This window comes from Flavobacterium sp. CR10, from assembly GCF_055814415.1.
In genome coordinates this window covers 4,941,602-4,964,895 of sequence record NZ_CP185985.1, presented here as the reverse complement: position 1 = coordinate 4,964,895, position 23,294 = coordinate 4,941,602, and the positions used below count along the sequence as shown (strand labels likewise).

At 33.4% G+C, this 23,294-nt stretch carries 32 protein-coding genes and 3 tRNA genes; 24 read left to right on the top strand and 11 right to left on the bottom strand.

Translation table 11 applies throughout. The features are described from left to right. Positions 1-10: 10 nt before the first annotated feature. Positions 11-790 carry an META domain-containing protein gene (locus tag ACNRYB_RS20895; protein WP_473728611.1) on the top strand — a complete coding sequence of 260 codons (780 nt, stop codon included), beginning with the start codon at positions 11-13 and terminating at the stop codon, positions 788-790. A gap of 133 nt (positions 791-923) precedes the next feature. On the opposite strand, the gene ACNRYB_RS20890 is transcribed toward ACNRYB_RS20895, so the two are convergent. Both ACNRYB_RS20890 and ACNRYB_RS20885 read right to left on the bottom strand, forming a co-directional pair. Beyond that, entirely contained in the window at positions 924-2,213 is a 1,290-nt protein-coding gene (locus ACNRYB_RS20890) for a DUF2130 domain-containing protein (RefSeq protein ID WP_473728610.1), read from the bottom strand. A gap of 350 nt (positions 2,214-2,563) precedes the next feature. Next, positions 2,564-3,445, bottom strand: a complete 882-nt coding sequence (locus ACNRYB_RS20885) for a LysR family transcriptional regulator (protein ID WP_473728609.1) — start codon at positions 3,443-3,445, stop codon at positions 2,564-2,566. Positions 3,446-3,662: 217 nt separating this feature from the next. Here ACNRYB_RS20885 and ACNRYB_RS20880 point away from each other — a divergent pair, with 217 nt between their 5' ends. Next, the gene (locus ACNRYB_RS20880; RefSeq protein ID WP_129745686.1) at positions 3,663-4,370 is read left to right on the top strand and encodes a class I SAM-dependent methyltransferase; all 708 of its coding nucleotides are present in this window, start codon (positions 3,663-3,665) and stop codon (positions 4,368-4,370) included. 94 nt (positions 4,371-4,464) lie between these two features. Here ACNRYB_RS20880 and ACNRYB_RS20875 read toward each other — a convergent pair whose 3' ends face one another. The 4 genes from ACNRYB_RS20875 to ACNRYB_RS20860 form a co-directional block, all read right to left on the bottom strand. Next, complete coding sequence (locus tag ACNRYB_RS20875; protein WP_473728608.1) at positions 4,465-4,923, bottom strand: DUF3291 domain-containing protein; 459 nt, start codon at positions 4,921-4,923, stop codon at positions 4,465-4,467. Positions 4,924-5,080: 157 nt separating this feature from the next. Further along, positions 5,081-5,359 (bottom strand): putative quinol monooxygenase, encoded by a 279-nt coding sequence (locus ACNRYB_RS20870; protein ID WP_008468761.1) that lies wholly within the window; start codon positions 5,357-5,359, stop codon positions 5,081-5,083. A gap of 2 nt (positions 5,360-5,361) precedes the next feature. Next, positions 5,362-5,967: an NAD(P)H-dependent oxidoreductase gene (locus ACNRYB_RS20865; RefSeq protein WP_473728607.1), complete on the bottom strand. Its 606-nt coding sequence runs from the start codon at positions 5,965-5,967 to the stop codon at positions 5,362-5,364. A 256-nt stretch (positions 5,968-6,223) separates the two neighbouring features. After that, positions 6,224-7,210, bottom strand: coding sequence for an aldo/keto reductase (locus ACNRYB_RS20860; protein ID WP_343707141.1), 987 nt, complete (start codon positions 7,208-7,210; stop codon positions 6,224-6,226). 116 nt (positions 7,211-7,326) lie between these two features. On the opposite strand from ACNRYB_RS20860, the gene ACNRYB_RS20855 reads away from it, so the two are divergent. Then, positions 7,327-8,172, top strand: a complete 846-nt coding sequence (locus ACNRYB_RS20855; RefSeq protein WP_129745690.1) for an AraC family transcriptional regulator — start codon at positions 7,327-7,329, stop codon at positions 8,170-8,172. Between the two features lie 190 nt (positions 8,173-8,362). On the opposite strand, the gene ACNRYB_RS20850 is transcribed toward ACNRYB_RS20855, so the two are convergent. Both ACNRYB_RS20850 and ACNRYB_RS20845 read right to left on the bottom strand, forming a co-directional pair. Then, positions 8,363-9,124, bottom strand: coding sequence for a C40 family peptidase (locus tag ACNRYB_RS20850; protein ID WP_473728606.1), 762 nt, complete (start codon positions 9,122-9,124; stop codon positions 8,363-8,365). A gap of 67 nt (positions 9,125-9,191) precedes the next feature. Continuing rightward, a complete protein-coding gene (locus ACNRYB_RS20845) occupies positions 9,192-10,370 on the bottom strand; it encodes an acetyl-CoA C-acyltransferase (RefSeq protein WP_473728605.1) in 1,179 nt (392 codons plus the stop codon). A 239-nt stretch (positions 10,371-10,609) separates the two neighbouring features. On the opposite strand from ACNRYB_RS20845, the gene ACNRYB_RS20840 reads away from it, so the two are divergent. From ACNRYB_RS20840 to ACNRYB_RS20830, 3 genes are all read left to right on the top strand, one after another. Then, positions 10,610-10,693: transfer RNA gene (locus ACNRYB_RS20840), tRNA-Ser, on the top strand. A 14-nt stretch (positions 10,694-10,707) separates the two neighbouring features. Continuing rightward, positions 10,708-10,782: transfer RNA gene (locus ACNRYB_RS20835), tRNA-Pro, on the top strand. 16 nt (positions 10,783-10,798) lie between these two features. Continuing rightward, positions 10,799-10,872 (top strand) — tRNA-Arg (locus tag ACNRYB_RS20830). 109 nt (positions 10,873-10,981) lie between these two features. Here ACNRYB_RS20830 and ACNRYB_RS20825 read toward each other — a convergent pair. The 3 genes from ACNRYB_RS20825 to ACNRYB_RS20815 are packed head-to-tail and all read right to left on the bottom strand — an operon-like array spanning position 10,982 to position 12,392. Beyond that, the gene (locus ACNRYB_RS20825) at positions 10,982-11,188 is read right to left on the bottom strand and encodes a hypothetical protein (RefSeq protein ID WP_473728604.1); all 207 of its coding nucleotides are present in this window, start codon (positions 11,186-11,188) and stop codon (positions 10,982-10,984) included. A 6-nt stretch (positions 11,189-11,194) separates the two neighbouring features. Then, entirely contained in the window at positions 11,195-11,662 is a 468-nt protein-coding gene (locus ACNRYB_RS20820) for a lipocalin-like domain-containing protein (protein WP_473728603.1), read from the bottom strand. A 28-nt stretch (positions 11,663-11,690) separates the two neighbouring features. Continuing rightward, positions 11,691-12,392, bottom strand: a complete 702-nt coding sequence (locus ACNRYB_RS20815; protein WP_473728602.1) for a S24 family peptidase — start codon at positions 12,390-12,392, stop codon at positions 11,691-11,693. A gap of 223 nt (positions 12,393-12,615) precedes the next feature. On the opposite strand from ACNRYB_RS20815, the gene ACNRYB_RS20810 reads away from it, so the two are divergent. The 18 genes from ACNRYB_RS20810 (at position 12,616) to ACNRYB_RS20725 (ending at position 23,267) form a co-directional block, all read left to right on the top strand. Next, positions 12,616-12,888, top strand: a complete 273-nt coding sequence (locus tag ACNRYB_RS20810) for a hypothetical protein (RefSeq protein ID WP_473728601.1) — start codon at positions 12,616-12,618, stop codon at positions 12,886-12,888. A 1-nt stretch (position 12,889) separates the two neighbouring features. Further along, positions 12,890-13,144 (top strand): hypothetical protein, encoded by a 255-nt coding sequence (locus tag ACNRYB_RS20805; protein WP_473728600.1) that lies wholly within the window; start codon positions 12,890-12,892, stop codon positions 13,142-13,144. Between the two features lie 115 nt (positions 13,145-13,259). Then, the gene (locus ACNRYB_RS20800; RefSeq protein WP_473728599.1) at positions 13,260-14,204 is read left to right on the top strand and encodes a hypothetical protein; all 945 of its coding nucleotides are present in this window, start codon (positions 13,260-13,262) and stop codon (positions 14,202-14,204) included. A 2-nt stretch (positions 14,205-14,206) separates the two neighbouring features. Beyond that, complete coding sequence (locus ACNRYB_RS20795; RefSeq protein WP_473728598.1) at positions 14,207-16,231, top strand: DNA translocase FtsK; 2,025 nt, start codon at positions 14,207-14,209, stop codon at positions 16,229-16,231. A gap of 2 nt (positions 16,232-16,233) precedes the next feature. Further along, a complete protein-coding gene (locus ACNRYB_RS20790) occupies positions 16,234-16,407 on the top strand; it encodes an NUMOD4 domain-containing protein (protein WP_473728597.1) in 174 nt (57 codons plus the stop codon). After that, a complete protein-coding gene (locus ACNRYB_RS20785; protein ID WP_473730261.1) occupies positions 16,385-16,738 on the top strand; it encodes an HNH endonuclease in 354 nt (117 codons plus the stop codon). The genes ACNRYB_RS20790 and ACNRYB_RS20785 overlap by 23 nt, the downstream gene beginning before the upstream one ends. Then, positions 16,726-17,121, top strand: a complete 396-nt coding sequence (locus ACNRYB_RS20780) for a DUF3127 domain-containing protein (RefSeq protein ID WP_473728596.1) — start codon at positions 16,726-16,728, stop codon at positions 17,119-17,121. Before ACNRYB_RS20785 ends, ACNRYB_RS20780 begins: the two co-directional genes overlap by 13 nt. Before the next feature lie 21 nt (positions 17,122-17,142). Next, on the top strand, positions 17,143-17,325 hold the full coding sequence (locus ACNRYB_RS20775; protein WP_473728595.1) for a hypothetical protein: 183 nt from the start codon (positions 17,143-17,145) through the stop codon (positions 17,323-17,325). A 177-nt stretch (positions 17,326-17,502) separates the two neighbouring features. Then, a complete protein-coding gene (locus ACNRYB_RS20770) occupies positions 17,503-18,273 on the top strand; it encodes a hypothetical protein (protein WP_473728594.1) in 771 nt (256 codons plus the stop codon). Positions 18,274-18,281: 8 nt separating this feature from the next. Beyond that, positions 18,282-19,124, top strand: coding sequence for a hypothetical protein (locus ACNRYB_RS20765; protein ID WP_473728593.1), 843 nt, complete (start codon positions 18,282-18,284; stop codon positions 19,122-19,124). Position 19,125: 1 nt separating this feature from the next. Next, on the top strand, positions 19,126-19,674 hold the full coding sequence (locus ACNRYB_RS20760; RefSeq protein WP_473728592.1) for a hypothetical protein: 549 nt from the start codon (positions 19,126-19,128) through the stop codon (positions 19,672-19,674). Positions 19,675-19,724: 50 nt separating this feature from the next. Then, complete coding sequence (locus tag ACNRYB_RS20755) at positions 19,725-19,982, top strand: Acb2/Tad1 domain-containing protein (protein ID WP_473728591.1); 258 nt, start codon at positions 19,725-19,727, stop codon at positions 19,980-19,982. 63 nt (positions 19,983-20,045) lie between these two features. Beyond that, complete coding sequence (locus ACNRYB_RS20750; RefSeq protein WP_473728590.1) at positions 20,046-20,639, top strand: hypothetical protein; 594 nt, start codon at positions 20,046-20,048, stop codon at positions 20,637-20,639. Between the two features lie 18 nt (positions 20,640-20,657). Beyond that, positions 20,658-21,155, top strand: coding sequence for a hypothetical protein (locus ACNRYB_RS20745; RefSeq protein ID WP_473728589.1), 498 nt, complete (start codon positions 20,658-20,660; stop codon positions 21,153-21,155). Next, positions 21,152-22,207, top strand: coding sequence for a nucleoid-associated protein (locus ACNRYB_RS20740; RefSeq protein ID WP_473728588.1), 1,056 nt, complete (start codon positions 21,152-21,154; stop codon positions 22,205-22,207). Before ACNRYB_RS20745 ends, ACNRYB_RS20740 begins: the two co-directional genes overlap by 4 nt. Continuing rightward, entirely contained in the window at positions 22,207-22,590 is a 384-nt protein-coding gene (locus tag ACNRYB_RS20735; RefSeq protein ID WP_473728587.1) for a hypothetical protein, read from the top strand. The genes ACNRYB_RS20740 and ACNRYB_RS20735 overlap by 1 nt, the downstream gene beginning before the upstream one ends. Further along, a complete protein-coding gene (locus ACNRYB_RS20730; RefSeq protein WP_473728586.1) occupies positions 22,568-22,849 on the top strand; it encodes a hypothetical protein in 282 nt (93 codons plus the stop codon). Before ACNRYB_RS20735 ends, ACNRYB_RS20730 begins: the two co-directional genes overlap by 23 nt. Then, complete coding sequence (locus tag ACNRYB_RS20725) at positions 22,836-23,267, top strand: hypothetical protein (protein ID WP_473728585.1); 432 nt, start codon at positions 22,836-22,838, stop codon at positions 23,265-23,267. The genes ACNRYB_RS20730 and ACNRYB_RS20725 overlap by 14 nt, the downstream gene beginning before the upstream one ends. Positions 23,268-23,294 lie beyond the last annotated feature (27 nt).

The following is a 23,294-nucleotide window of genomic DNA, read 5'->3' as shown; positions in this document are numbered from 1 at the left end:
GAAAAACGTTATGAGAAAAATACTTTCACTTTTGCTTTTACTGTCAATTATGACAAGTTGTAAAACAACAGCGGGCAAAAATTCAGATACAAAAGAAACAGCGCAGGAAGGAGTTAAAGAAGACGATATGAATTACTTTTTTAAAGGAACTGGAAATGAGCCATTTTGGGGAATTAAACTAGGGAATGAAGAAATTGTTTTCACGTCATTAATTCCTGGGAAAGAAAAAATCACTTTTCCTGCTGTGGAAGCTATAAAAGCTATGGATGCTAACGTTAAGATGTATAAAGTAAGTAATGAAACAGCATCGGCTACGATTACGATTCAGCAATTGGATTGTCAGGATTCGATGTCGGGTGCAATTTTTCCTTATAGCGTAAAAGTTGAAATCAAAAATAATTCGGAATTAGAAACAAAAAAGTTGAGTGGATGCGGAAAATATCTTACCGATTATCGTCTTCATGATATATGGGTTTTGGAAGAATTAAACGGGTATAAAGTTTTTGCAACCGATTTTCAGAAAGAAATGCCTCGAATTGAAATTAATTCGGCAGAAAATAGATTTTCTGGTTATGGAGGCTGTAACGCCATCAGTGGTTCTATTTTTTATGAAAAGGATTTATTGCGTTTTACAAAAGTAATTTCAACGCTTATGGCTTGTCCGCAAGGGAATAAAGAAGGAGAATTTACAAAAGCATTGCAGAGTACCACTACTTATTCGATTGGGAATAATCAATTGATCTTGTCAAATCCTTCAGGGAAATTGGCTGTTTTTAAGAAGGTAGATTAACGCACTGTTTTGTCATTCCGAGGAACGAGGAATCACACACGAAACTTCGCAAAGATTGATGATATAGCATGAGGAATTACTTGTGTGATTCCTCGTTCCTCGGAATGACAGACTTAACCTTAAAATAGAGGATTTATTCAAACAATTCCTTTGGTTCTTCATCTTCTGATTCTTCACCTTCAATAAAATCCAATTCCAAAGCTTTCACGCTCTGAACCGCATTTCCGGCAATACCGCGAATCGAACCGTACATGCCTAATGTATTATGAACCACTTTTTCGATTTGTTTTTCGCGTTGTTTCCAGATTCTCTGCATCGCTCTTTTTTCAGAATCTAAGTCGCTTTGCATTTGCGTGAAGCCTTCTACAATACCTTCAATCTGCAAACGGAATTCGTTGCTCGTAAGGAAATCATATAACATCGACATTTTATCGCCTTTGTTTTCCTGCGCCTGAACGGCTTGATTAATCTGAATAAGCGACTGACGTAAAACCGCACTCAAACCTTTAAATTCTTCATATGTGCAAATCCAGATTCCGTCGCGCATGCCCATTCTTTCCATTCCGTTTGGCATTACTTCGGTCACTAAGACTCCGATATTGGCTCTTTTAGTTCGAATGTCATTTTTAAATTTTTCAATCCACGAAGGCTGAAATGCTTTTGTTCTTTTACTTTCATAATAAATAGAACCGCAGTTTTGATGTTCGCGCGTGTTTACAATCTGAAGGCAATCGGCACCGTTTGCGCCTTTTTTGACTTCGTCGATACTGTCAAGAGGGAAGTTATTGGCTAGCCATTCTTCAATCGCCAATTCCATTACTTCGCCTTGCAATTGCATCGAACCTTGTTCCTGCTTGCGTTTCATTTCTTCGGTTAATTTTTTCTGCTCTTCTAATTGCTTTTGAAGTTCTTTAAATTTTAACTCGTTTTTATCGTCTTCCTGTTTTCTGATTTTTTCACGTTCCAATGCCAATTGCGCGTTTAACTGCTTTTCGGCTTCGGCCTGAATTGCTTCTTTCATTTCCAGTTTTTCGCGCTGTAATTTTGCGATTTCACCTTCCATTTTATTTAGTTCCCTGATTTTTTCCGATTTCTCAGAGAGTTCTTTTTCCATTAAAAGCAAACGATCTTTGTTCTCTTCTTCGAGTTTGGCTTTTAGCTTTTCAGAAATTTCTTTTTCGGCTGTTTTTTTCTCGCGTTCCAAACGTTCTGCGAAAAGTTCGTTTTCTTGTTTCTTTTTGGCTTCAAATTCGGCTTTGGCTTTTTCGAATTGCTCATTTTTAAGCTCTAATTCACGATTCTGAATATTGGCTTTTTGTTGAAATTCTTTACGAATACTATCTTCCAATTGATGTTTTAATACATCATTTACATCGATAGGGGTTCCGCAGTTTGGACACTGAATTGAAGATTGCTCAGCCATTTTATATTGAGATTTTATTGTAGAATTTGAATTTGCTAAGATATTTAAAAGTTCTGTTTTTATAATGTGGATTTCTGTACTAAATTGTAACGAATTTTTGTTATAGCCACGAAGGTGCTAAGGCGCTAAGTTTTTTTATTTCACGCAGATTTTATAAGATTTAGGCAGATTCTGCAGATGTTTCTCTCATTTTTGTCATTTCGACGAAGGAGAAATCTTAGCAAGTAGCTCCGTTGCTATAAGCCAATCTTTGTAGAGCTTCTCGTGGAGATTTCTCCTTCGTCGAAATGACAAAAATGAGAGAAATTCTTTTAATCATTATAATCTGTGGCAGAAAAAGACTTTGCGTCTTAGCGTCTTTGTGGCAATAAAAACGCAACAGCAGATCGAGTGATTTCAGATTCATCTTCCCTCGAAGTTATAATCGAAACATCGGTTTTTAAATTGACTTTTTTTAATTCGATGAATCCGAGTTCAGGATTTTGATTGTTTCTTGCAATGTTAGAAGGAACAATCGAAACACCTAATCCATTCTTTACTAATTGTACGATTGAATTAATGTTGTTAGCTTCGTGAATGATTTTCGGCGTAAAGCCATAAAAAGCGCACAATTCCAGCAAAACTTCATGATAATGCGGTGCGTAATCTTTATTGAAGAAAACGAATGTTTCGTCTTTTAATTTTAATATCTCATTTTCCGATTTTATCTGAAGTGATTTTTTATTGTAAACCAACGAGAATCCATCCTGAAACCATAAATCGGATTTTATTTTAGGCGACTGAATTGGCGAACGGATAATTCCCATTTCGATTTTTCCTTGCTCCAAAGCATTGATTTGCTTGGTGGTTGAGATTTCAAAAAGTTTGAAATTTACGTACGGGAATTGTGTTTTTAGATGTTTGATTAAATCGGAAATCACGGCAGAATAAATGGAACTGATATAAGCGATTCTGAATTCGCCCGAAATATTTTCGGCTATCTTTTTTGTTTTTAATGAAATGCGTTCCAGATTCTGAAAAAGGTCTTTTACTTCTTTTTCGAAATATTTTCCGGCTTCGGTTAGTTCGACTTTTTTATTGTTCCGAATGAAAAGCTTTGCTTGAAGTTCTTCCTCTAATTCAGCGATTTGCCTACTTAATGGTGGCTGAGAAATAAATAGTTTTTCTGATGCTTTGGTAAAATTTAATTCTTCGGCTACTGCTAGAAAATATTTTAGGTGACGTAATTCCATGATACTTTTGAAGTATTATTAATTGATAAAAATAGTATTTTTAAAGTATTTATGAAAAATATAGTTTTGATAAAAAAATAATTCTCTCGATTAAGCAGATACAGCAGATTATTAATTTTAGATAAATCATCTTAATCATAATAATATCCCAATCATATAATAGCAAAAAGATTAGCTCAATCTGCTTAATCTGCGAGAGAAAAAAAAACAAAAGACCATGAAAAAATCAACCATCGAAGAAATTAAAGAAAGATTTGACAATGATGTCGAACGATTTTCAAATTTAGAAACGGGACAAGTGGCTACAATCGACGCTACTATTTCTTTGGAATTAATAACCGAAGCTTCAAAACGCATTGTTCCAAATGCTAAGAATGTATTGGATGTGGGCTGTGGAGCAGGAAATTATACTTTAAAAATGTTGTCAAAAGTGCAGAACTTAAACTGTACTTTGGTCGATTTGAGTTTACCAATGTTAAATCGTGCTTTTGAAAGAGTTTCAGGAGAAACCAAGGGAAAAGTGGAAATAAAACAAGGTGATATACGAGAAGTAGCTTTAGAAGAAAATAGTTTTGATATTATCTTGGCTGGCGCAGTTTTGCATCATTTACGTGATGATGAAGATTGGGAAACCACTTTCGCTAAATTGTTTAACTTATTAAAACCTGGAGGTTGTTTAATGATTTCTGATTTGATCACGCAAGATACGGAGTTATTGAACGAATATACTTGGCAACGTTATGGAGAATATTTGGAAGGAATAGGAGGGACGGAGTATCGTCAGAAAGTTTTGGATTATATTGAGAAAGAGGATTCGCCAAGATCTATGAATTATCAATTGGATTTGATGAAAAAAGTTGGTTTTTCAAAAGTTGAAATTTTGCATAAGAATATGTGTTTTGGTGCTTTTGGCGGAATTAAATAATTGTTTTTTGCCACGAATTTCACTAATTTACACGAATTATTTTTTTGTTTAGAAAGAAATTAGTGAAAATTAGTGAAATTCGTGGCGATAAAAGCTATGCTTCAACGGGCACTGGAAATTTGTTTCTAAGGTCAAAAACTAAATCTGATGGACCATTTTGCTGTAAATAATCTAATTTTTTTACAGCTTCTTCAAGGGTAGGAATATGTCCTTTCGGAATCCACCACATAGCGGTGTGGGCTTTTCCGAATTTTTGAAACCATTCTTTTCTGCGTTTTAAAAATTCGCTGTGAAAAGTTTTGTACATATAATGTTCCAATGTTTCTATATTTTCCCAAACGGAAACATTGATGATAATTTGTTCATCATTGTACGGATTAAGACTTGTAGCATTGTCAGTTTCGTCTTTTAAGCGCCAAACAAAACCTTCGCTTTCTTCAGCTAAAGTATTTACAGCATCTAAATTGTCTACAAATTCTTTCATGATCGGATCGTTAATATCGACTCCTTTCATTTTGGCAATATTAATTTCGGCAAGGTGATAATTGCTCATAAAAAAATTAGTTTTCTAAATTTTAGGCAATTTAGCTTTTTTCTGAATATTGTGTAGGATTTTTTTTTCGCCGCGAATTACACGAATTTCACTAATCTTCATATTCTCAATTAAAAAACAATTCGTGAAAATTTGTGTAATTCGTGGCAAACTAAACTTATAAAATCTGCGCAGTTTTGTAAACTTGAATCGGACTTGAAACTAGATTTTCAGTTTTTTTGATGAATTCTTGCAAATAAGATTGATTGTTATGCAAGTCTAATCCCGGTTGATCCTTCCATTCTTCCCAAAGAATAAAAACATTTTCGGAAGTGTGCAAATCGTAACGAATACATGCAGCTTCTTTTCTAGTTTCGGTTACTAGATGTGTCAGCAGGTTTTTAACTTCAATTAAATGCTCTGGTTTACTTTTTAAAATTGCGGTAATCGAAATCATAATTATAAGTTTTTAAAAGTTTGCTCTAAATGTTTCGTATAATTCTCTTTAAAGATAGCAATATTTTCTGGTGTTGCGCCTTTTTCTACATCGTGGAAATGGAATCCGTTTATTTTTTCCATTCCTGTGAATTTGTTCATTTTATGGAATCCGAACATAACGCCGTCATCAACAGAAGTTTCTTCGAAGAATTCGCCTGGAAGTGTAAAAGCCGTTGCTGGTGCGTTCCAGCTTGTGGTAAGCATGTACTTGCGTCCGTGCAGAAGTCCGCCAGTTCCGTAATTGATGTCTGGATTTACACGGCTTCTTCCGTCGCTTTTGTATATTCCGTTGTTGTGTCCTTGTGTGAAAACATCGTCAATGTATTTTTTGAAAAGATTCGGAATTTGAAACCACCAAACTGGTGTATGATAGATAATTAAATCTGCCCAAACGAATTTTTCTACTTCTTCTTGTAAATCGATTTGATCTTCGATGTGCGTTGTTTTTATTTCGTAATCGTTGTTTTTTGAAAGAAATTCAACTGTCCAATCTTGAACGGTTTTGTTGAATTGTCCTCCTGAATGTGCGAATTTTTGTCCGCCGTTAATTATAAATATCTTTTTCATTTTAATTGTTATTTATTTTGAAAATGGACGCGTGAGGGATTGAGGCGGTATCCTTTTGCGTAATGAAATGAAGCAAAAGATATAGTCGAAAGCCCGACCCGGAGGGGGCACGCCCAAATTCTAATTATTTATTTTTTGAGATTTTGTTTTAACACATAGAAACATAGATTTTTCTTTCGTTAAAAGGGAATGGAAAGAAACTAGTTTCTAACACATAGTACACTAATTGACTATGTTTCTATGTGTTAAAAAAGAATTATTTTATTTTAGCAATTGCCTGATTGATGAATTCTAATTCTGAAGCTGATAAGTCAAAATCCATTGTTTTGGCGTTTGAAATAGCTTGTTCTGCGTTTCTTGCTCCAGCAAGAACAATTGAAATTCCTTTTTGTAAAGTGGTCCAACGTAAAACCAATTGTGATAAACTTGCTTCTTTTGCGTGTGCTAAAGAAGTTAATTCTTCAACCAAAGTTTTTACTTTTTGAAGATCAAATTGATTGAAATATCCGTTTCTATGGTCGTTTTCTTTCAGTTTGCTGTCAGTGAAATATTTTCCAGTCAATAAACCTCTTTCCATAGGACTGTAAGCAATGATTCCGATATTTTCTGCAACTGTGAAAGGAATTAGTTCTTCTTCAATTTTGCGATTTAGCATGCTGTATGCCACTTGATTTGAAGCCACTTGAATTGTTTTTTGTGCTTCCTGAATTTGTGCGACATTGTAATTACTTACTCCGAAAGCTCTGATTTTTCCTTGCTGAATTAAGCTTTCAGCAGCTTCCATTGTTTCAGAAATTGGTGTTGTTGAGTCTGGCCAGTGAATTTGAAGTAAATCAATATAATCAGTTTGAAGACGTTTTAAACTTTCTTCAACTTCTTTTATTACGTTTGCTTTTGATGAATATTTGTAAACCGGAACTTTTTTACCATTGTCGTCAGCGTCGAAAAAGTAATCGCCTTTTCCGTTATTGCTTCCGTCCCAAACCAAACCAAATTTAGTAAGTAATTGAATTTTAGAACGATCGTAAGGTTTTATAGCTTCTCCGATCATTTCTTCGCTTAAACCAAATCCGTAAAAAGGAGCAGTGTCAATTGTAGTAACGCCGTGATCAATAGAAGCCTGAACAGATTCTATTGAATCTTTTTTTTCTGTTCCGCCCCACATGGTTCCACCAATGGCAAATGCACCGTATGTAATAGCTGATAATTCAAGTTCTGAGTTGCCTAATTTTCTATATTCCATGATTGTAATTTTATTTTGATTAATTTGACGAGGCAAAATTATACTGTTTTTATGATTCTTATTTGGTATATATTTGTCTTTTTTAGGTATATTTGCATCTTCAAATAAATGGAATTATGAAAAAAGAAAATTTATACGAACCTTTTACAGTCTCTTTTGAAACGCTGAATGAATATCCAGATGTGGGAGATCGTCATAATTTTTTCGAACTGGTTTATATTTTAGAAGGTACGGGAAGACAGTGTATTAATAAGAATATTTTTGAATATGATCCAGGGCATTTGTTTTTATTGACGCCTGAGGATTGTCATAATTTTACCATTGAAACCAAAACGAAATTTTTCTTTTTAAGGTTTAATGATATTTATTTGAAAAATTCGAGTCTGCAGAATGAAAATATTCAGCGATTGGAATATATTCTTCAAAATGCAAATCATCAGCCGGGCTGTATTCTTAAAAATGATCCTGATAAATGTCTGGTGAAAGTAATGATTGAAGCCATTTGCCGTGAACATCAAGATAAAGATGTTTATAACCAGGAATTGATTCAGCAGTTGGTCAATACGCTGATTATTATTGTGGCGAGAAATATTGCAAAATATCTTCCTGAGCAGGTTAATATTGGAACAGAAGCCAAAGCGATGGATATTCTGCAATATATTCAAAATAATATTTATTATCCGGAAAAAATCAAAGCAGAATCAATTAGCGATTATTTCGGAATTTCGAATACGTATTTAGGCCGTTATTTTAAGAAGCATGCCAGCGAAACGATGCAACAGTATATCAGTAATTATAAAACAAAACTGATTGAACACCGTTTGCAATTTAGCGATAAGCGTATTAATGAAATTGCGTACGAGTTTGGTTTTACAGATGAAAGCCACTTTAATAAGTTTTTTAGAAAACAAAAAGGGTATAGTCCGTCTGAATTTAGAAAGTCGATTCGATTGAGTGCTTAAGGCTTTTTGCCACAGATTAAGTGGATTACAAAGGATTTTTTATTTCACGCAGATTCTGATGATTTAGGCAGATTTAAAAAGATTTTTTTTAAAATAAATCTGCTTAATCTGCTCAATCTGCGAGAGAAAAAAGAAATCAGTACAAATCTGCGTTTTCGCAAAGCGAATCTGTTTTATCCGTGTACTTTAATTAGATAATTTTTTTGATAACACGAAGTTTGTGAGTGTGCTTGTTTAATTCGGGATTGTAAATTCCAGTGTGGTCCAAACGGTCAATACGTACTTTTCCACTTGCGTGAATGATGTAATTATTTTCCATTATGATGCCGACATGGGTAATGTTTCCTTCGTCATTATCAAAGAAAGCTAAATCGCCTGGTTCGCATTCTTCAATGAAACTTAACGGATCTCCTTCTAGTGCTTGTTGAGAGGCATCGCGATGAATTTTATATCCGTTTAATTTGTAAACCATTTGAGTAAATCCAGAACAGTCAATTCCGAAAGGTGTTTTTCCGCCCCATAAATACGGAGCATTCAAATACATAAAAGCAGTTTTGATTAAAGCGCTTTTGGGTTTGATGCCACTGGTTTTAGTTCCTTCAAAATCAAAATTTGAAGTATTGATTTCGCTGTTGTTTAAAAAAGACAGTGATGCTCCAAACGGAATAGGAAGCAATAGGTTATTTGGTGCCGTGATATAATCAATTAAATCTGCATTTAAAATAATCGACTCTTTACTCAAAAGATCAAATTGCTCTTTAGTAATTTCCTGATATTGTTTAGAATCTACCCAGCCTTCGTAATCATCGTATTGAATTCTGATTCGCGCCCATTGATTATGGCGTTCTAAAATTTCGATATGCTCGCCAAACAAGAGCTGTGTAACAATTTCACTTCTGTCGCTGGCTTCAGCTCGAACAGGTACTATGGCTAGATTGCAAATTCCAAACATTTAAGGAAATTTATTAGTTGAAAATCAGGAGTTATAAACATAACTCCTGATTTTTTAAGATATTGTTTTACGCTCTTTCGATAACAATTGCCGATGCGCCACCGCCACCGTTGCAGATTGCAGCAGCTCCAGTTTTTGCATTGTTTTGTTCTAAAACATTTAGTAAAGTTACAATAATACGTGCTCCAGAAGCTCCAAGAGGATGTCCTAAAGAAACAGCGCCACCGTTTACGTTTACTTTATTGTTATCAAGGTTTAATATTTTTGCATTGGCTAATCCAACTACAGAGAAAGCTTCGTTAAATTCGAAGAAATCAACATCTGAAATTGAAATTCCTGCTTTGTCTAAAGCTTTTGGTAATGCTTTTGCCGGACTTGTTGTAAACCATTTCGGTTCTTGAGCAGCATCTGCGTAACCTTTTATGTAAGCAAGAGGTTTTAACCCTAATGCATTTGCTTTTTCTTCAGACATTAAGACCAAAGCTGCAGCTCCGTCATTAATTGTAGAAGCATTTGCTGCGGTTACAGTTCCGTCTTTTGTAAAAACTGGTGCTAAAGAAGGAATTTTATCTAATTTCACATTAGTATATTCTTCGTCTTTTGAAAAGATAACTGGCTCGCCACGTCTTTGAGGAACTTCAACAGGAACAACTTCATTGTCGAATTTTCCAGCGTCCCAAGCTTTTGCACTTCTTTCATAAGATTGAATTGCGAAAGCGTCTTGTTCTTCACGAGTGATTTTATATTCAGAAGCACACAAATCAGCGCAAACTCCCATTGCGTTATTGTCGTAAGCATCTGTTAAGCCATCTTTCTGCATTCCGTCCAACATTGTTGCTGGACCAAATTTGTTTCCGGCACGCATTTGTACATAATGTGGAATCAAACTCATACTTTCCATTCCACCCGCCACTACAATTTCAGCGTCACCGCATGCGATTGCTTGAGCAGCGAACATTACGGCTTTCATTCCAGAAGCACATACTTTGTTTACTGTTGTAGCAGCAACTTCTTCAGACAGACCAGCAAAAAGTGCTGCTTGACGTGCTGGCGCTTGTCCGACACCTGCCTGAATTACATTCCCCATGAAAACTTCATCGACTAATTTTGGGTCAAGGTTAATTTTTGAAAGGGCTCCTTTTATAGCAGCAGCGCCTAATTTTGGTGCAGGTACAGTAGATAACCCGCCCATGAAACTTCCGATAGGTGTTCTAACGGCAGAAACGATAACAACTCTTTTGTTCATTTTCTGTTTAATAATAGTTAGTAAGCAAATTTAATGTTTATTTGAATAAATTCAAATTTTGTATTGAATAGGGGTGATTTTAAATTTAAGGTGAAATTTTTGTTAATTCTATTTGTTTGATTGTGAAGTGTTTTTGAAAAAAGATAAAAAAAAACTAAAAAAACTCAAAAAAAAGCTTGTGAGAAAAGGAATGTTGTTATACATTTGCACTCGCAAAACGGAAGCAATTCCACTAGCAAGGAGAGGTGCCAGAGCGGTAATGGAGCAGATTGCTAATCTGTCGACGGGTAACCGTCGCCAGGGTTCGAGTCCCTGTCTCTCCGCTTAAATTTTGCCTCGGGGTGTAGCGTAGCCCGGTTATCGCGCCTGCTTTGGGAGCAGGAGGCCGCAGGTTCGAATCCTGCCACCCCGACTACAATTGAAATAATGGACGCATAGCTCAGCTGGATAGAGCACCTGCCTTCTAAGCAGGCGGTCGAAGGTTCGAATCCTTCTGCGTTCACTTAATCAAAAGCGTAAGCCTTTAAATACAAGGGTTTACGCTTTTTTCTTTCGCCATTTTCCCGACAATTGCCCGACAACTTTTCTACAAAAAACAATAAAAAACCAGCTTATTTAGCTGGTTCGTAACATGTGTTGATAGGGTATTTATCAAAATCACTTGCATTAATTGTTATTTCCTTCCCATTGTCAAGAGTAATAAAGCTCCTGTCTTGGATAGTACTATGTCCTTTTATTTTTCCATTTGGACAATAATTATCATCTTTGGAGCATGATAATATACAAGAGATCGCTAAAATAAATAATGCTTTTTTCATATTATGTTAATTAATGCGGTTATATACATTAACACTTTGTCCTTCTGAGTAATTATCAGTATTCGGATTGCTTCCATCATTATTTGTTTCAAAAACAGAAATAGATTCTAACTTTAGTGAAGTACTTGTAAGTTCTTTTATCTTGTATTTTGCTTCATATATTGTAACATTTCCATTTTTTTGAGTATCCGTTAAAATATTATCCACAACAGTATAAGTACCGCTTTCAGAATACTGAACGCAAACGTTACTGGAATTTTTATCTGAATATTTTGTTACAGATGATCCATCTGACTTAAATTCAGTAATATCTAACTCCTTGTTACAAGAATAGCCAGAAATTGGTTTTCCGTTTTCTAAAATATCTACAAGATGCCATTTTCCAACAATTTCATTTGAGCTTATTTTTTTTTCATCGTCACTTGAGCATGACAGCATTAAAAAAAAACTCAGACCAAGTAATGCTTTTTTCATAATTTTTAATTTTAATTAATAGATTTATTTATAGTTGGGAATTAATTCTAATGGATGCTTTGACTAAGGCTAAAGCTTTTATGCTACTTATAGGAAATTCAACAGTTTGATGATGTTGATTCTGTGAAACAAATTGAACGTAACCTTCCCTTTCTGATTTTTTAATGAATTTAGTAAAGAAATACTCGTTTCCGTCATTGTTGACATAAGCTAAATACATTTCTCCCCAGATTATATTATGTTGAATGTTATTTATTTCTTTATACATTACTATATCCCCACTTTTTAATAATGGGTACATGCTATCGCCAGTAACATATAATGCGCCATCGCACTTAGGAAGTTTAGGAATTCTTATGTAGTCAATTGGTATTTGCTTTTGAGCGCCCGCAAAGAGATCGACAACACCTGCTGCCACTTGTACATCGTAAAGAGGTATATCTTGGTTATCAATAATTTTATCTGTCTTCAATTTTCTTACCGACAAACCATTTTCATCAGCAGTGTTCTTAAGCATATTTCCTTTGCCTATTAAAAGCCATTCAATATTAATATCTGGATAATTGGTAATTATATCTTCTATTGCATTGGAATTTATGGGCGTTAATTTTGATTTACCCTTAAAATTGCCATAAGTCATACCGATGTTTTCAAAAAATTTTTCCTTTGCAATCCCTTTGATTTCGGCTATTTGCAAAATCCTTTCTTTAATATTAGAAGATTTATCCACTTTAAATTTGTTTATTAGAAGATTTATTTACTATATTTGTTTCAACGAAAACAAATAAAAACTTATTCATTTTGATTGTTGTTTTTAATACAAACTAATAAAAACCAATAAAAGTGCAAATGTAGATGAAAAATCTCATAAATAAGATATTACAAATAAAAAAGGGTGTTTTTCCCCATTAATCATGTTCAATTGTATTTACTAAATAAACAACCTAACCGCTATGGAAATATTAAAAATTGAATTAAGTGAAGAGCAAATGAATACTATAGCAGAAAGAGCTGCTGATATTTGTGAAGAACGCTCATTAACAAAAACCGAAGAAAAGCAAAAGTTCTTTACAGTTAAACAAGTTGCTGACTTGACACATTCCACACCTTGGACTATAAGAAATCACATTAAACTGGGAGTTATGGAAGCATCAAAAACAGGGAAGAGCTGGCTTATGACACAAGAACAAATTGACAATTATACTAACCAAAATAAGAAAAAATAGTATGGCAAGACACGTAATTATTTCCCGTAAAAAACAAAAAACTGCTAAATTCTTAATTAAGCAGGGTTACACTGAATTAGAAGCTAGCGTTGAGGATTTAGATTCTAAAACATATCTGCTTTTAAATACAAAAATCAAAACTTTCTATTTTTTAGACAAGGAATCTTTACAGCATGCCATTTCCTTAATTGAAAATGCATTTAATAAAAAAGCAAAAATTATAACTCTAAAAGACATAAAGAAATGGGAAGATTAATCCCTGAATCAGATGAACCAGAAAAAGGATGCGCTTGGATGATTTTCGCCTTCTTCTTAGGAATTGCATTATGCATTCTAGCAACTAAAGTATAACGATGTAAATTATAAAAACCATGGTACACGAAACCGAAATCATTACAACTGAGCCAAACACAGAATTGATCTATCAGCAGGAAAAAGCTCAAATTGACACCCAAATTGCGACAGCAAAACATTATCCTAGGGATATTAAGCAAGCTGTAAACGATTCTATTGCAACAGTAACTATGGATTTAGAAACTGCGCAAAGCTGTAATTATGCTTTACCACGTGGTGGTAAAACCATAAACGGACCATCTATCCATCTTGCGCTTATTTTAGCCCAGAATTGGGGTAATTTAAGAATTAGTTCTAAAATAACAGATATTGATGGAAAAAACATTACATCTAGAGGTATATGTTTTGACCTGCAAAAAAATATTGCAATTGAGCAGGAGGTAAAAAGGTCAATAATGACGAAAAATGGCAGAATGAATGACGATATGATTACAGTAACAGGAAATGCTGCAAATTCGATTTCATTAAGAAATGCAATATTAAAAGTTATTCCTAAAGCCGTTGTAGATAAAGTTCTAAAATCTGCTAAAGATTATATTATTGGAGATGTTTCAGACGAAACAAAACTAATAAAAAAAGTCAATGACTACTTCGAACGCTTCTTAAATACTTACGGAGTAACTGAACAAGAAATTTTAAATCTATTTGGTAAACCAAACAAATCAACGATTACATCTGACGATCTTGTAACGCTAATTGGTTATGGTCAAGCTATAAAAGACGGCGATTCAACCGCAGATTTAATTTTCAGAGCTAAAAAAGTAAATGATGCTTCAAAAGCCGAGAAAGTTGATTCTGCCAAACTTCGCATTAAAATTAACCAAGCAAAAACAAAGGACGCTCTTGAAAAGCTAAAAAAGGATATTCCAGAAGAAGATACAGAAACCTACACATTGTATTCTGACAGATTAAGAGAATTATCCGCTTCGCCTGCAACTACTACAAAAAATACAATGCCATAATCATGAGTATCTATAACACATATTCTCCTGAGCAAATTGAAAACCATCTTTCTCAATTTTTAGTGAATAGCTGGTCATATTCTGCAGTTGGTACTTTTTCCCGAAACCAAAAGGCTTATGAAATGCAGTACGTATATGGTTATAAGTCAAAATCATCAGCTACTACAGTAGCTGGAAATGCTTACCACGCTGCTTTACAGCATTATTTTATTCAATTTAAAGAGAAAGCTGAAAAACTGCCAGAATTAGTTGATCTAGAAACAATAGCTTACAATTACATTGAGGAAATGGATCCTAGAGACTGGAAACTGCAGAAAACTAATCCAACTGTTGAAGATTGTTTTAAGGAAGCCTGCAAAACGGCCTCTAAACTGATTCAATATTTTTTGAAGGACATTTTTGTTTATACCGATGAAATTGAAGAAATATTAGATGTTGAACATTACGGTAAAGAAATTTTTGTAACAATAAACGGTGTAGAAATTCCACTGCCTCTTTATTATAAAGCTGATCTTGTAGTAAAACTTAAAGACGGAAGAATTGTTATAATAGACAATAAATCTAAACAGACTTATACACCTGAAGCTGATATAAAACTTTCTCACGGTAAACAAGCTATCACATATATTAAAGGTTATGAAGCTGAATTTGGCGTAAAAGTAGATGAAGTCTGGTTTATTGAAAATAAATCATCTGAAAATAGAGATAAAACGCCACAACTTGTTAAATATGTTTTGGATATGTCTACAGAGGATGTAAGGAGATACTATGAAGCATCGCTTTATGAAGGTCTTAGGGCTTTAGTTACTGCAGTAAATGACCCAGATTACGTGTATATAATGAATGATAGCGATAATTTCATTGACAAAGCAGAGATATATGAATTCTGGACCAAAACACTCATTTCTGAGGTTGAAGATTTCACTGGAGTTGATCCAACAAAAACTGAAATGGTTCAGCAACGATTAAAAAAAATAAAAGACACTGGAATAAAAACTATTAATCCAAAAGTTATTAAGCAATTCAGGCAAAATGCTGCTGAATTTATTCAATACGATTATTCAAACAAAGATATGACACAAGAAGAAAAAATTGAGCACTCTCTTCGCCGATTTGCAATTATTGTAAAAGTTGCAAAAATATTCGACGGTTATTCAAGTAATACTTATCTGCTTCAAATTGATGCAGGAACTAAGATTGGAAACATTGCTTCCCATAAACTAGATATAGCGAATGCTTTAGACGTGCCAAGTGTAAGAATTAGCACAAGTCTTACAGTATGGGAAGGAAAATCTTATCTAGCAGTAGAAGTATCTAAGAAACGTGAACGCGATCTTATTTTCAATAAGAAAGACTTGGTGGATTATAAAATCCCTATAGGAAAAAGCAATTTAGAAGAAGTGATTCACTGGGACCTGAATAATCATTCTACACCTCACGTACTCGTTTGTGGTGCTACTGGTTCTGGAAAATCAGTTGCTCTAAAGTCTATTATTGAATATATGAAACTTGCTAAAGTAAAAGATATTACAATTCTAGATCCAAAATATGAATTTGCTCAAATGAATATTCCAGGAGTTACAGTTATCAGCGATATCTACGAAATTGAAATGTTTCTGATAGAAGCCGTAGAAGAAATGAATGTGCGTGTAAAATCAGGACTAAAACATGGTTTTAAAGCAATTATTGCAGACGAGTTTGCTGATGCACAAGCGCAGGCGAGAAGTGGCAAAGCATTAGGCGGAGACAAATCTTTAGAAGAAAATCTTCGAATTCTATTACAAAAAGGACGTTCTGCGGGATTTAGAATTATTGCTGCAACTCAAAGAGCATCTGTAAAAGTAATTACTGGTGACGCAAAAGTAAACTTCCCTGTTCAAATCTGTTTCCGTGTTCCAAAGGAAGTTGATTCAAAAGTGGTTATTGATGAGGGAGGTGCTGAATCATTGGCAGGTGCTGGAGACGGTTTAATTCGTTCTCCAGAATATCCAGAATTAGTGCGTTTCCAAGCATACTTTAAGCCTTAATTATGGAGAATTGGATAGATATTGAAGGTTATGAAGGTTTATATAAAGTTAGTGATTTGGGCAACATTAAATCTTATTCATTTAGAATTCCAAGAAACATTTCACAGTATAAAAACAAGAAAGGTTATCTAACAGTAAAACTATCGAAAGAAAATAAAAGGTTTTCAAGCTCATAGATTAGTTGCTGAAGCATTTATTCCTAATCCTGACAATAAACCAGAAGTAAACCATAAAAAAGGAATTAAAACCGATAATAGAGCTTCTGAACTAGAATGGTGCACATCCAGTGAAAATAAAAAACATGCTGTAGAAGTATTGAAAAATATAAGTAAAAGGCGAAGATTCACCAAATCAGACATAATGTATATCCGAAAACATGCAATACAAGGAAAAGATGGTATTAATGGAAATGGAAATATAAAAGAGCTATGTCTTAAATTCAAAACAAGACAATCAGTAATTCATAGCATAATAACATTTAAAACATACAACCAATGGCCGAAATAACTGGAAAAATAAAGATTATAGGAGATATTCAAACATTTGATAGCGGTTTTTCAAAAAGACAAATTGTTATCACAACTGACGAACAGTATTCAAGTGATATTCCTATGGACTTTCTAAAGGATAAAGCAGAATTACTAAACAATTATAAAGTTGGTGAAGATGTTAAAGTATCAGTGAATATAAAAGGATCTGAATACAATGGAAAATACTATGTTGGATTAAACGCATGGAAGATTGAAAGGCTTGGCGCAGGAACATCTAATTCTAATCGGCCCGACAGCGCAGTTGATCAACATTTTAATCGCCAAGCAGAAACCAATGCACAGACATTTGCTCCAGCAACCAATGTCAATGAGGACGAGCCAGATGATCTGCCATTTTAATAAATTGTAATTTTTCAAATTATGGAACCTGAATTTTATATAATTCCTGCTTTAACTGAAAGCAATGTTTATTTTCTGTTTAGAGACATTGGAATAGAAGTAAAATTCACTCTAAAAGATGGCAGAGTAATGATTATCGGAAAAGGATTTCTAACTCCTAATGAACTAGAATTCATTAAAATCCATTTTTTATTTAAAATTTAGTGTAAATAAATTACACTTTAAATGTAAATTATTTATACATTTGTGTCGTAGAATTTAATATTCCATATGTAGACCATCCCCTACAGAAGACATAAAGGTTAAACTTAACCTTGACAACAAGCCCTTATTAAGACCGAGTGGATGGCGGTCTTTTTAAAGGGCTTTGTTTTTAAAATTATGGCACTAACAGATCAACCATACTTGCCACTTTATGTTGATGACTGGATGAACAACACAAAATTAAAAATGTGTAGTCCAGGAGCACACGGTTTGATGATTTCAATCATGTGCTTAATGCATAAATCAGAATCTTACGGAATCATTTTGCTTAAGCAAAAATTCAAGCAAAGCAATAAGCAACAATTAAATTTTGCTACGCAAATTGCAAGACTTTCTTCTTTTGATTTGCTTGAAATTGAAAAATATTTCTATGAATTAATCGATGAAAAAGTACTTGAAATTGATGGCGACACACTTATATGTTCACGAATGGTAAAAGATGCTGAAATCAGCAAAAAGAGAGCTTCAAGCGGAAAATCTGGAGGAAAAAAAACTCAAACATCCATTAAAAATTTTGCTAAAGCAAATATAGAAGCAAACTCTGTAATTGGAAATGAAAATGAAAGTGTAATTGAAAGTGTAATTGAAATAAAAGAAAAAAGGCAAATTTCAAAATTTTCAATTCCTACAATTCAAGAAATTGAAGATTACTGTTCAGAGAGAAATAATTCTGTAGACGCTAATAAATTTTTCGATTTCTATCAAGGAAAAGGATGGATGGTTGGAAAAAATAAAATGAAAGATTGGAAAGCTTGTGTTAGAACTTGGGAAAAAAATTCAAACGATTCAAAGAAAACTCCAAAAATAGATGATGATCCAATTGTTGCAGGAAGAATGAGAAAATCTGGATTTGAAGAAAGTATGAGTAACTGGATAATTCCAAAATAATAAAAGAAATGGAGTACAAAGTAGACAAATTAGCAATCGCACAGGAACAAGAAGCAAGAGCATCTGTGAAAATTGCAGAAATTGAAGATCGTTGTAGCGTACATGCTGTTTCTTTTTTAAAGCAAAATTTTGGATTTGTAAAACTTAGAGACAGAAAAACTGAACCTGAGTTTGCAATATTAATTGCAGCTGCAATGACAAAAGCAGCAGTTCTAGCAGGACTTAAAGGTATTGACAAACTTCATCAGCCTGATATTCTTAAAGCGATTTTTACTCATTACAGCGATTTGACTTTAGAGGAAATTTATAAAGCGTTTGAACTTGAAAGATTTAATGTTTATGAAGAAAAGACCGAACATTTTCAACAATTTAATGCCGAGTATGTAACTGCAATTTTGAAAAAGTACCGTGTTTACAAGCATAAAATCAAAACAGAACACAATATCGTACCCGCTAAAGATTCAGAAAAAGAACCTTCCGAAGAAGAGAAAGAGCAAATGGTTAAGAATGCAGTAAACCGTGTCTTCGACGAATACAAAGAGACTGGAACAATTGAGGGAATTACCGAATACATTTTTGATTTTCTGGTTGAGAAAGGAAAGATTAAAACAAGAGGCAGTGAAGCGCTTGTAAAATACTACGAACAAAAACTTTCCGAAGCAAAAGAGCAGCTGAAAAAAGAAAACGAAAAGACAGAAGCTAAAACTCCAGCAGAAAGAAAATCATTGACAATTGATCTTGAAAGAATTGTTTCTGGCAGATCGGGTAAAATTTTAATACGAGCCAAGCGAAACATTCTCCTGGAATTTTTTAAAAAACAAACTGAATTAAAAACCGAAACAATTTTTTAAGATGAAAGTTAAAGAGCAATTTTTACCAGAAGAGGTATTTGAATATCTGCAACTGTACTGTAAACACAACCAGTTCCAGATTGTAAAACGTGGGGAAAAAGAATTTAGCGTTTTGCCAACTCCTGATTTTATTTTGGAATATCTGCAAATACCAAACCACGAACTGCATTTAACTTTTATCCGAAGCGCAAACAAAGATTTTGATAATGATCTGCGTATTCATGCAGATAACATCATAGAGGGCAAAAAAACTGCATTGGCTTCTGTTTTATACATCAGTACAGGTGCAGAAACAAGTGTAAACGGAACTGCATTTTGGAAGCATCATAAACACGGCTTAAAGCTTCCAGAAAATGTTACCAACGAAGAATTCGACAGATTGCTGATAGAAGATAGTAATGACTTGAAGAAATGGGATTTGGTTAACATTGCTTGGGCCGTTCCTAATAGAAGAGTTCTTTATGATTCAAATCTTTTTCATTCAAAATGGCCCGCAGAAATTTCAGTCGGAACTCGAATCGTATTAGTATGTTTTTACACAAAAAATTAGAATATAAATCAATTAAACCTCGCTTGGTTAGGTTAAAGCTAATTTAAAATATGGAGAATACAACAGAAGAAAAAAGAGAATTGACTTTTGGAGAAAAAGCAGTCGGATTAACATTTAATCCAAGTCATAATTCAAGTGTAGACCAAATAAAAAGAAAGTTTGCAGAAGTAATTGATTTTCTAAATGACTTTAGAAATGATCAAAATCCTTCAATTGCAAACGAATCTAAAAGAATGGCTTCAATTGCAATTACAGAAGCACAAACCTCACAAATGTGGGCTGTAAAAGCAATTACTTATACAGAGTAATAAAGCACCTCCCCCGGAGACGGGGGAATTTAAAACGATTGGGAAATCATAAAAACGAAAATCATGTTAGTAAAATTTAAAAATTTAACCGATGTAACATACACACATCTTAAAAATGTTGTCTGTAAAGACGAATTAAGACCAGCAATGTCCGGAGTCTACATTGACTTAAAAGAATCAAAACTAGTGGCAACCGATGCACATGTATTAATAGCTTATCCAATTGAAATAATTGAAAATGATTCTGACAAAGAAGGAGTTATTGTTCCAATAGAGTATTTCAATAAATTAAGATATATGGTTCCATTGCCATCAAAAAGAAAAGGCCCAATTGAGCTTGAATATATTCTTACAGACACTTATGCAGAAATTCATTTTCTTGGAGAAATGATCTATAGAAGAAAATACATAGATTTTACTTATCCAAAATGGAACAGTGAAAACGTTATGGTAAATCCTGCTGACTATCCAGATAAACCTAAAGAACTTGGAGTTAATATCAATGTCTTGCAAAAGATGATATCTGGAATTCCGAAATCAAATACAGGGATTTATAAGATGGAAACCACATCTGCAAACAAATGCATTCTCTTTACTTCAAATAATAGCGATTACACTACGCCTATAAAAGCTATAGTAATGCCTTGTTCTCTCTAACTTAAAATCTAAAAACGAATGAATGAAACTAAATATTCAAAAAAGGAATTAGATGTTATATCTCATTCTTTAGGAATTGATTTATTCAAGTCTGTAATGTCAGATAAGAAAAAAGACAAAACTCTCCCGTTAGAATTTTACAGAAATAGGTATCAAATAGAAAGTGACGAAACACTAGATCATTTAGTTACAAAAGGATATGCTTATAAGCAAGATTATTCAAACCTAAATTTCTATCACATTACCGAAGAAGGAATTATAAAATTTAGAAAAGAGTTTGAAGTATTAGTAAATTATCAACCTAAAGCAAATAGAGATATAAACTATCTAAAGCACAAAATAAACTGGTATTGTGATTTTTATGGTTATCGTTTTTGTAGTGATAATTCTGATCATATTTTGGAAGAATATAATACAAAATATTCTAAAGGTATTTATGTGTCTCATACAACAAGAGATTGTATTCAGAGATTCAAAAAAGATTTAAAACAACATTTCAAAACTATAAAATCATGATAAATTTATTCAACGCACAGATAGAAACTCTGTCACTTCATAGAGTTGGCAACAAAAGTAGAAACGAAGCAATTTTTCTTTCAAACGAACCATACAAATTAAACGACGAAATTCTTCCGCTAATCAAAGAGTTTTTCTTTAAGCCATTCCGCGAAAAAGAAGAAAATTACTTTCAGTTCGCTCATGAAGTGGATATCGACTACAACGAAATGTATAACAATGTCCAGCGAGTTTTTAATGCTCCTGACCACTTTCATTTAATTTCACAAGAAATTACAAAACATCTTTATGAGCAGTCAAATCACCCACACATTAAAAACGGTGATGTTATCATTGCTCACATTACAAATGTTTCAATTGATAATAATGTTGTAGATGCAATAGGTATTTTCAAAAGCGAAATTCTTGACGATTTTATCAAGTTTGAAGAAAATGGAGATCATTTAGAAATGATTTTGCAGCAAGGAATCAACCTCAGCAAATTAGACAAAGGATGCTTGATTTTCAATTACAAAAAAGAAGAAGGCTACAAGATTCTTTCAATTGACAGCAATCGTTATGATGCCCGTTACTGGTTAGAGCATTTCTTGTCTGTAGATGCTTTTGAAGATGAAAATTTCTTGACCAAAAAGTATTTGAAATTCTGCCAAAACTTTGCTAAAGATGTTGTATTGCCTGCCGAAGACAAAAAAGAAGAAGTGATGTTCCTTAATAAATCGGTAAACTACTTTGCCAAAAATGACGAATTTGAAGAAAGTATTTTCTTGAATGAAGTTTTAGAGAATCCTGATTTGATTTCAGAATTCAAAAACTATAAAGTTGATCAGGGCGCCAAATATAGCATTGAAGATGTATCAAACTTCCAAATTTCAAATACCGCAGTTTCAGATGCCAGAAAATCATTCAAAAATGTGATTAACCTGGACACTGGTGTCACAATTAAAATTGACATTACAGATCCTGAAAAAGCTAATCAGATAATTGAAAAGGGTTATGATTCTGAAAGAGATCAATATTATTATTTAGTTTACTTCAATAAAGAAACAAAATAATGTCTGCCCATTTAAAAAGAATATGTTCCGGAATAACAATGGAGTGTTTCGGAACAACATTCAAGCTTAGAATAGCTAGAGATCAAAAGTACAGCCGAGGCAGATTTTTCATTCAGGTCACTTACAATGCAAAATGTAATAAAACTGGAAAAAATCAGGAATGGCATGGACGAAAATGGTATTTATCTGAACACATGACAGATGATGAAGTTATTAAAACTGCTTTTGCAGCATTTAAAGCAACCGTAGAACACGAAATAATGGAAGGATTTAAAGTTAATGGAATAACTCTTTTTAATCCGCATGTAAGTTATTTATCGTTATTAAGTATATCTAACCAAGAAATAAGCCGAGAATCACATGTCGAAGAAAACCACACTTAAAAATATTTCACGAACCGAATTTGTTGTAGAGGCAAAAGAAGGTAAAAGTTTTTCTTCTGAGCAGATAAAACTTTCCGCTTTACTTAGAATTGCAGATGCAGCAGAGAACATGAGTAAAAGTTATGTAGATATGCAGGCTGATCTGGATTTTTTTAGAAAACGAAATGAGGAATTATTGCTTGAAAATAGTCAGCTTAAGAAAAGAAATGCTAATCAAAAAGGACAACTAACTAAAAAAGCAAAGTATGGATCAGTATAGAGCGATAGAATTATGTAAAGAAGCTGTAGAATTGTGGGGGCAAGCAGAACAAATTAAAATGTGGCACGAAGAAGTTGGTGAATTAATGCAAGCTATAAATAAGCATCATAGAAAACCAACAAACGAAAATTTAGATCATTTGTGCGAAGAAGTTGTTGATGTTAAAATATTAACAATGCAACTTGAAATAATGGGGCCATCAGATAGAATTGGTTATTGGTTCGAGTTTAAAATGAATCGCTTGGAGTCTAGAATAAATGCTGAAAAAGAAAGACGAGCTCAATACGCAGAAGATTTAAAAAACAATAATCCAAGATACTACGAAATATTCAAATTGATAAATGATATGAATAGGCTCCCTTTAGACGGAGAAATTCAAGAACTTATCAGAGTAGTATTAGAAACCGAAAAATCTTAATTTAAAACCTCGCGATAATAGGTAAAT

What these genes read in the sequence shown, in the direction of transcription:
- ACNRYB_RS20820 (WP_473728603.1), bottom strand. Translation starts at nt 11,662, where the DNA reads ATGAAAAAAGCATTACTTGGTCTGAGTTTTTTTTTAATGCTGTCATGC.
- ACNRYB_RS20865 (WP_473728607.1), bottom strand. Translation starts at nt 5,967, where the DNA reads ATGAAAAAGATATTTATAATTAACGGCGGACAAAAATTCGCACATTCA.
- ACNRYB_RS20800 (WP_473728599.1), top strand. Translation starts at nt 13,260, where the DNA reads ATGGTACACGAAACCGAAATCATTACAACTGAGCCAAACACAGAATTG.
- ACNRYB_RS20850 (WP_473728606.1), bottom strand. Translation starts at nt 9,124, where the DNA reads ATGTTTGGAATTTGCAATCTAGCCATAGTACCTGTTCGAGCTGAAGCC.
- ACNRYB_RS20780 (WP_473728596.1), top strand. Translation starts at nt 16,726, where the DNA reads ATGGCCGAAATAACTGGAAAAATAAAGATTATAGGAGATATTCAAACA.
- ACNRYB_RS20855 (WP_129745690.1), top strand. Translation starts at nt 7,327, where the DNA reads ATGAAAAAAGAAAATTTATACGAACCTTTTACAGTCTCTTTTGAAACG.
- ACNRYB_RS20895 (WP_473728611.1), top strand. Translation starts at nt 11, where the DNA reads ATGAGAAAAATACTTTCACTTTTGCTTTTACTGTCAATTATGACAAGT.
- ACNRYB_RS20795 (WP_473728598.1), top strand. Translation starts at nt 14,207, where the DNA reads ATGAGTATCTATAACACATATTCTCCTGAGCAAATTGAAAACCATCTT.
- ACNRYB_RS20745 (WP_473728589.1), top strand. Translation starts at nt 20,658, where the DNA reads ATGAATGAAACTAAATATTCAAAAAAGGAATTAGATGTTATATCTCAT.
- ACNRYB_RS20825 (WP_473728604.1), bottom strand. Translation starts at nt 11,188, where the DNA reads ATGAAAAAAGCATTATTTATTTTAGCGATCTCTTGTATATTATCATGC.
- ACNRYB_RS20805 (WP_473728600.1), top strand. Translation starts at nt 12,890, where the DNA reads ATGGCAAGACACGTAATTATTTCCCGTAAAAAACAAAAAACTGCTAAA.
- ACNRYB_RS20760 (WP_473728592.1), top strand. Translation starts at nt 19,126, where the DNA reads ATGAAAGTTAAAGAGCAATTTTTACCAGAAGAGGTATTTGAATATCTG.
- ACNRYB_RS20885 (WP_473728609.1), bottom strand. Translation starts at nt 3,445, where the DNA reads ATGGAATTACGTCACCTAAAATATTTTCTAGCAGTAGCCGAAGAATTA.
- ACNRYB_RS20845 (WP_473728605.1), bottom strand. Translation starts at nt 10,370, where the DNA reads ATGAACAAAAGAGTTGTTATCGTTTCTGCCGTTAGAACACCTATCGGA.
- ACNRYB_RS20735 (WP_473728587.1), top strand. Translation starts at nt 22,207, where the DNA reads ATGTCTGCCCATTTAAAAAGAATATGTTCCGGAATAACAATGGAGTGT.
- ACNRYB_RS20810 (WP_473728601.1), top strand. Translation starts at nt 12,616, where the DNA reads ATGGAAATATTAAAAATTGAATTAAGTGAAGAGCAAATGAATACTATA.
- ACNRYB_RS20770 (WP_473728594.1), top strand. Translation starts at nt 17,503, where the DNA reads ATGGCACTAACAGATCAACCATACTTGCCACTTTATGTTGATGACTGG.
- ACNRYB_RS20725 (WP_473728585.1), top strand. Translation starts at nt 22,836, where the DNA reads ATGGATCAGTATAGAGCGATAGAATTATGTAAAGAAGCTGTAGAATTG.
- ACNRYB_RS20740 (WP_473728588.1), top strand. Translation starts at nt 21,152, where the DNA reads ATGATAAATTTATTCAACGCACAGATAGAAACTCTGTCACTTCATAGA.
- ACNRYB_RS20870 (WP_008468761.1), bottom strand. Translation starts at nt 5,359, where the DNA reads ATGATTTCGATTACCGCAATTTTAAAAAGTAAACCAGAGCATTTAATT.
- ACNRYB_RS20890 (WP_473728610.1), bottom strand. Translation starts at nt 2,213, where the DNA reads ATGGCTGAGCAATCTTCAATTCAGTGTCCAAACTGCGGAACCCCTATC.
- ACNRYB_RS20880 (WP_129745686.1), top strand. Translation starts at nt 3,663, where the DNA reads ATGAAAAAATCAACCATCGAAGAAATTAAAGAAAGATTTGACAATGAT.
- ACNRYB_RS20790 (WP_473728597.1), top strand. Translation starts at nt 16,234, where the DNA reads ATGGAGAATTGGATAGATATTGAAGGTTATGAAGGTTTATATAAAGTT.
- ACNRYB_RS20860 (WP_343707141.1), bottom strand. Translation starts at nt 7,210, where the DNA reads ATGGAATATAGAAAATTAGGCAACTCAGAACTTGAATTATCAGCTATT.
- ACNRYB_RS20730 (WP_473728586.1), top strand. Translation starts at nt 22,568, where the DNA reads ATGTCGAAGAAAACCACACTTAAAAATATTTCACGAACCGAATTTGTT.
- ACNRYB_RS20750 (WP_473728590.1), top strand. Translation starts at nt 20,046, where the DNA reads ATGTTAGTAAAATTTAAAAATTTAACCGATGTAACATACACACATCTT.
- ACNRYB_RS20875 (WP_473728608.1), bottom strand. Translation starts at nt 4,923, where the DNA reads ATGAGCAATTATCACCTTGCCGAAATTAATATTGCCAAAATGAAAGGA.
- ACNRYB_RS20755 (WP_473728591.1), top strand. Translation starts at nt 19,725, where the DNA reads ATGGAGAATACAACAGAAGAAAAAAGAGAATTGACTTTTGGAGAAAAA.
- ACNRYB_RS20775 (WP_473728595.1), top strand. Translation starts at nt 17,143, where the DNA reads ATGGAACCTGAATTTTATATAATTCCTGCTTTAACTGAAAGCAATGTT.
- ACNRYB_RS20765 (WP_473728593.1), top strand. Translation starts at nt 18,282, where the DNA reads ATGGAGTACAAAGTAGACAAATTAGCAATCGCACAGGAACAAGAAGCA.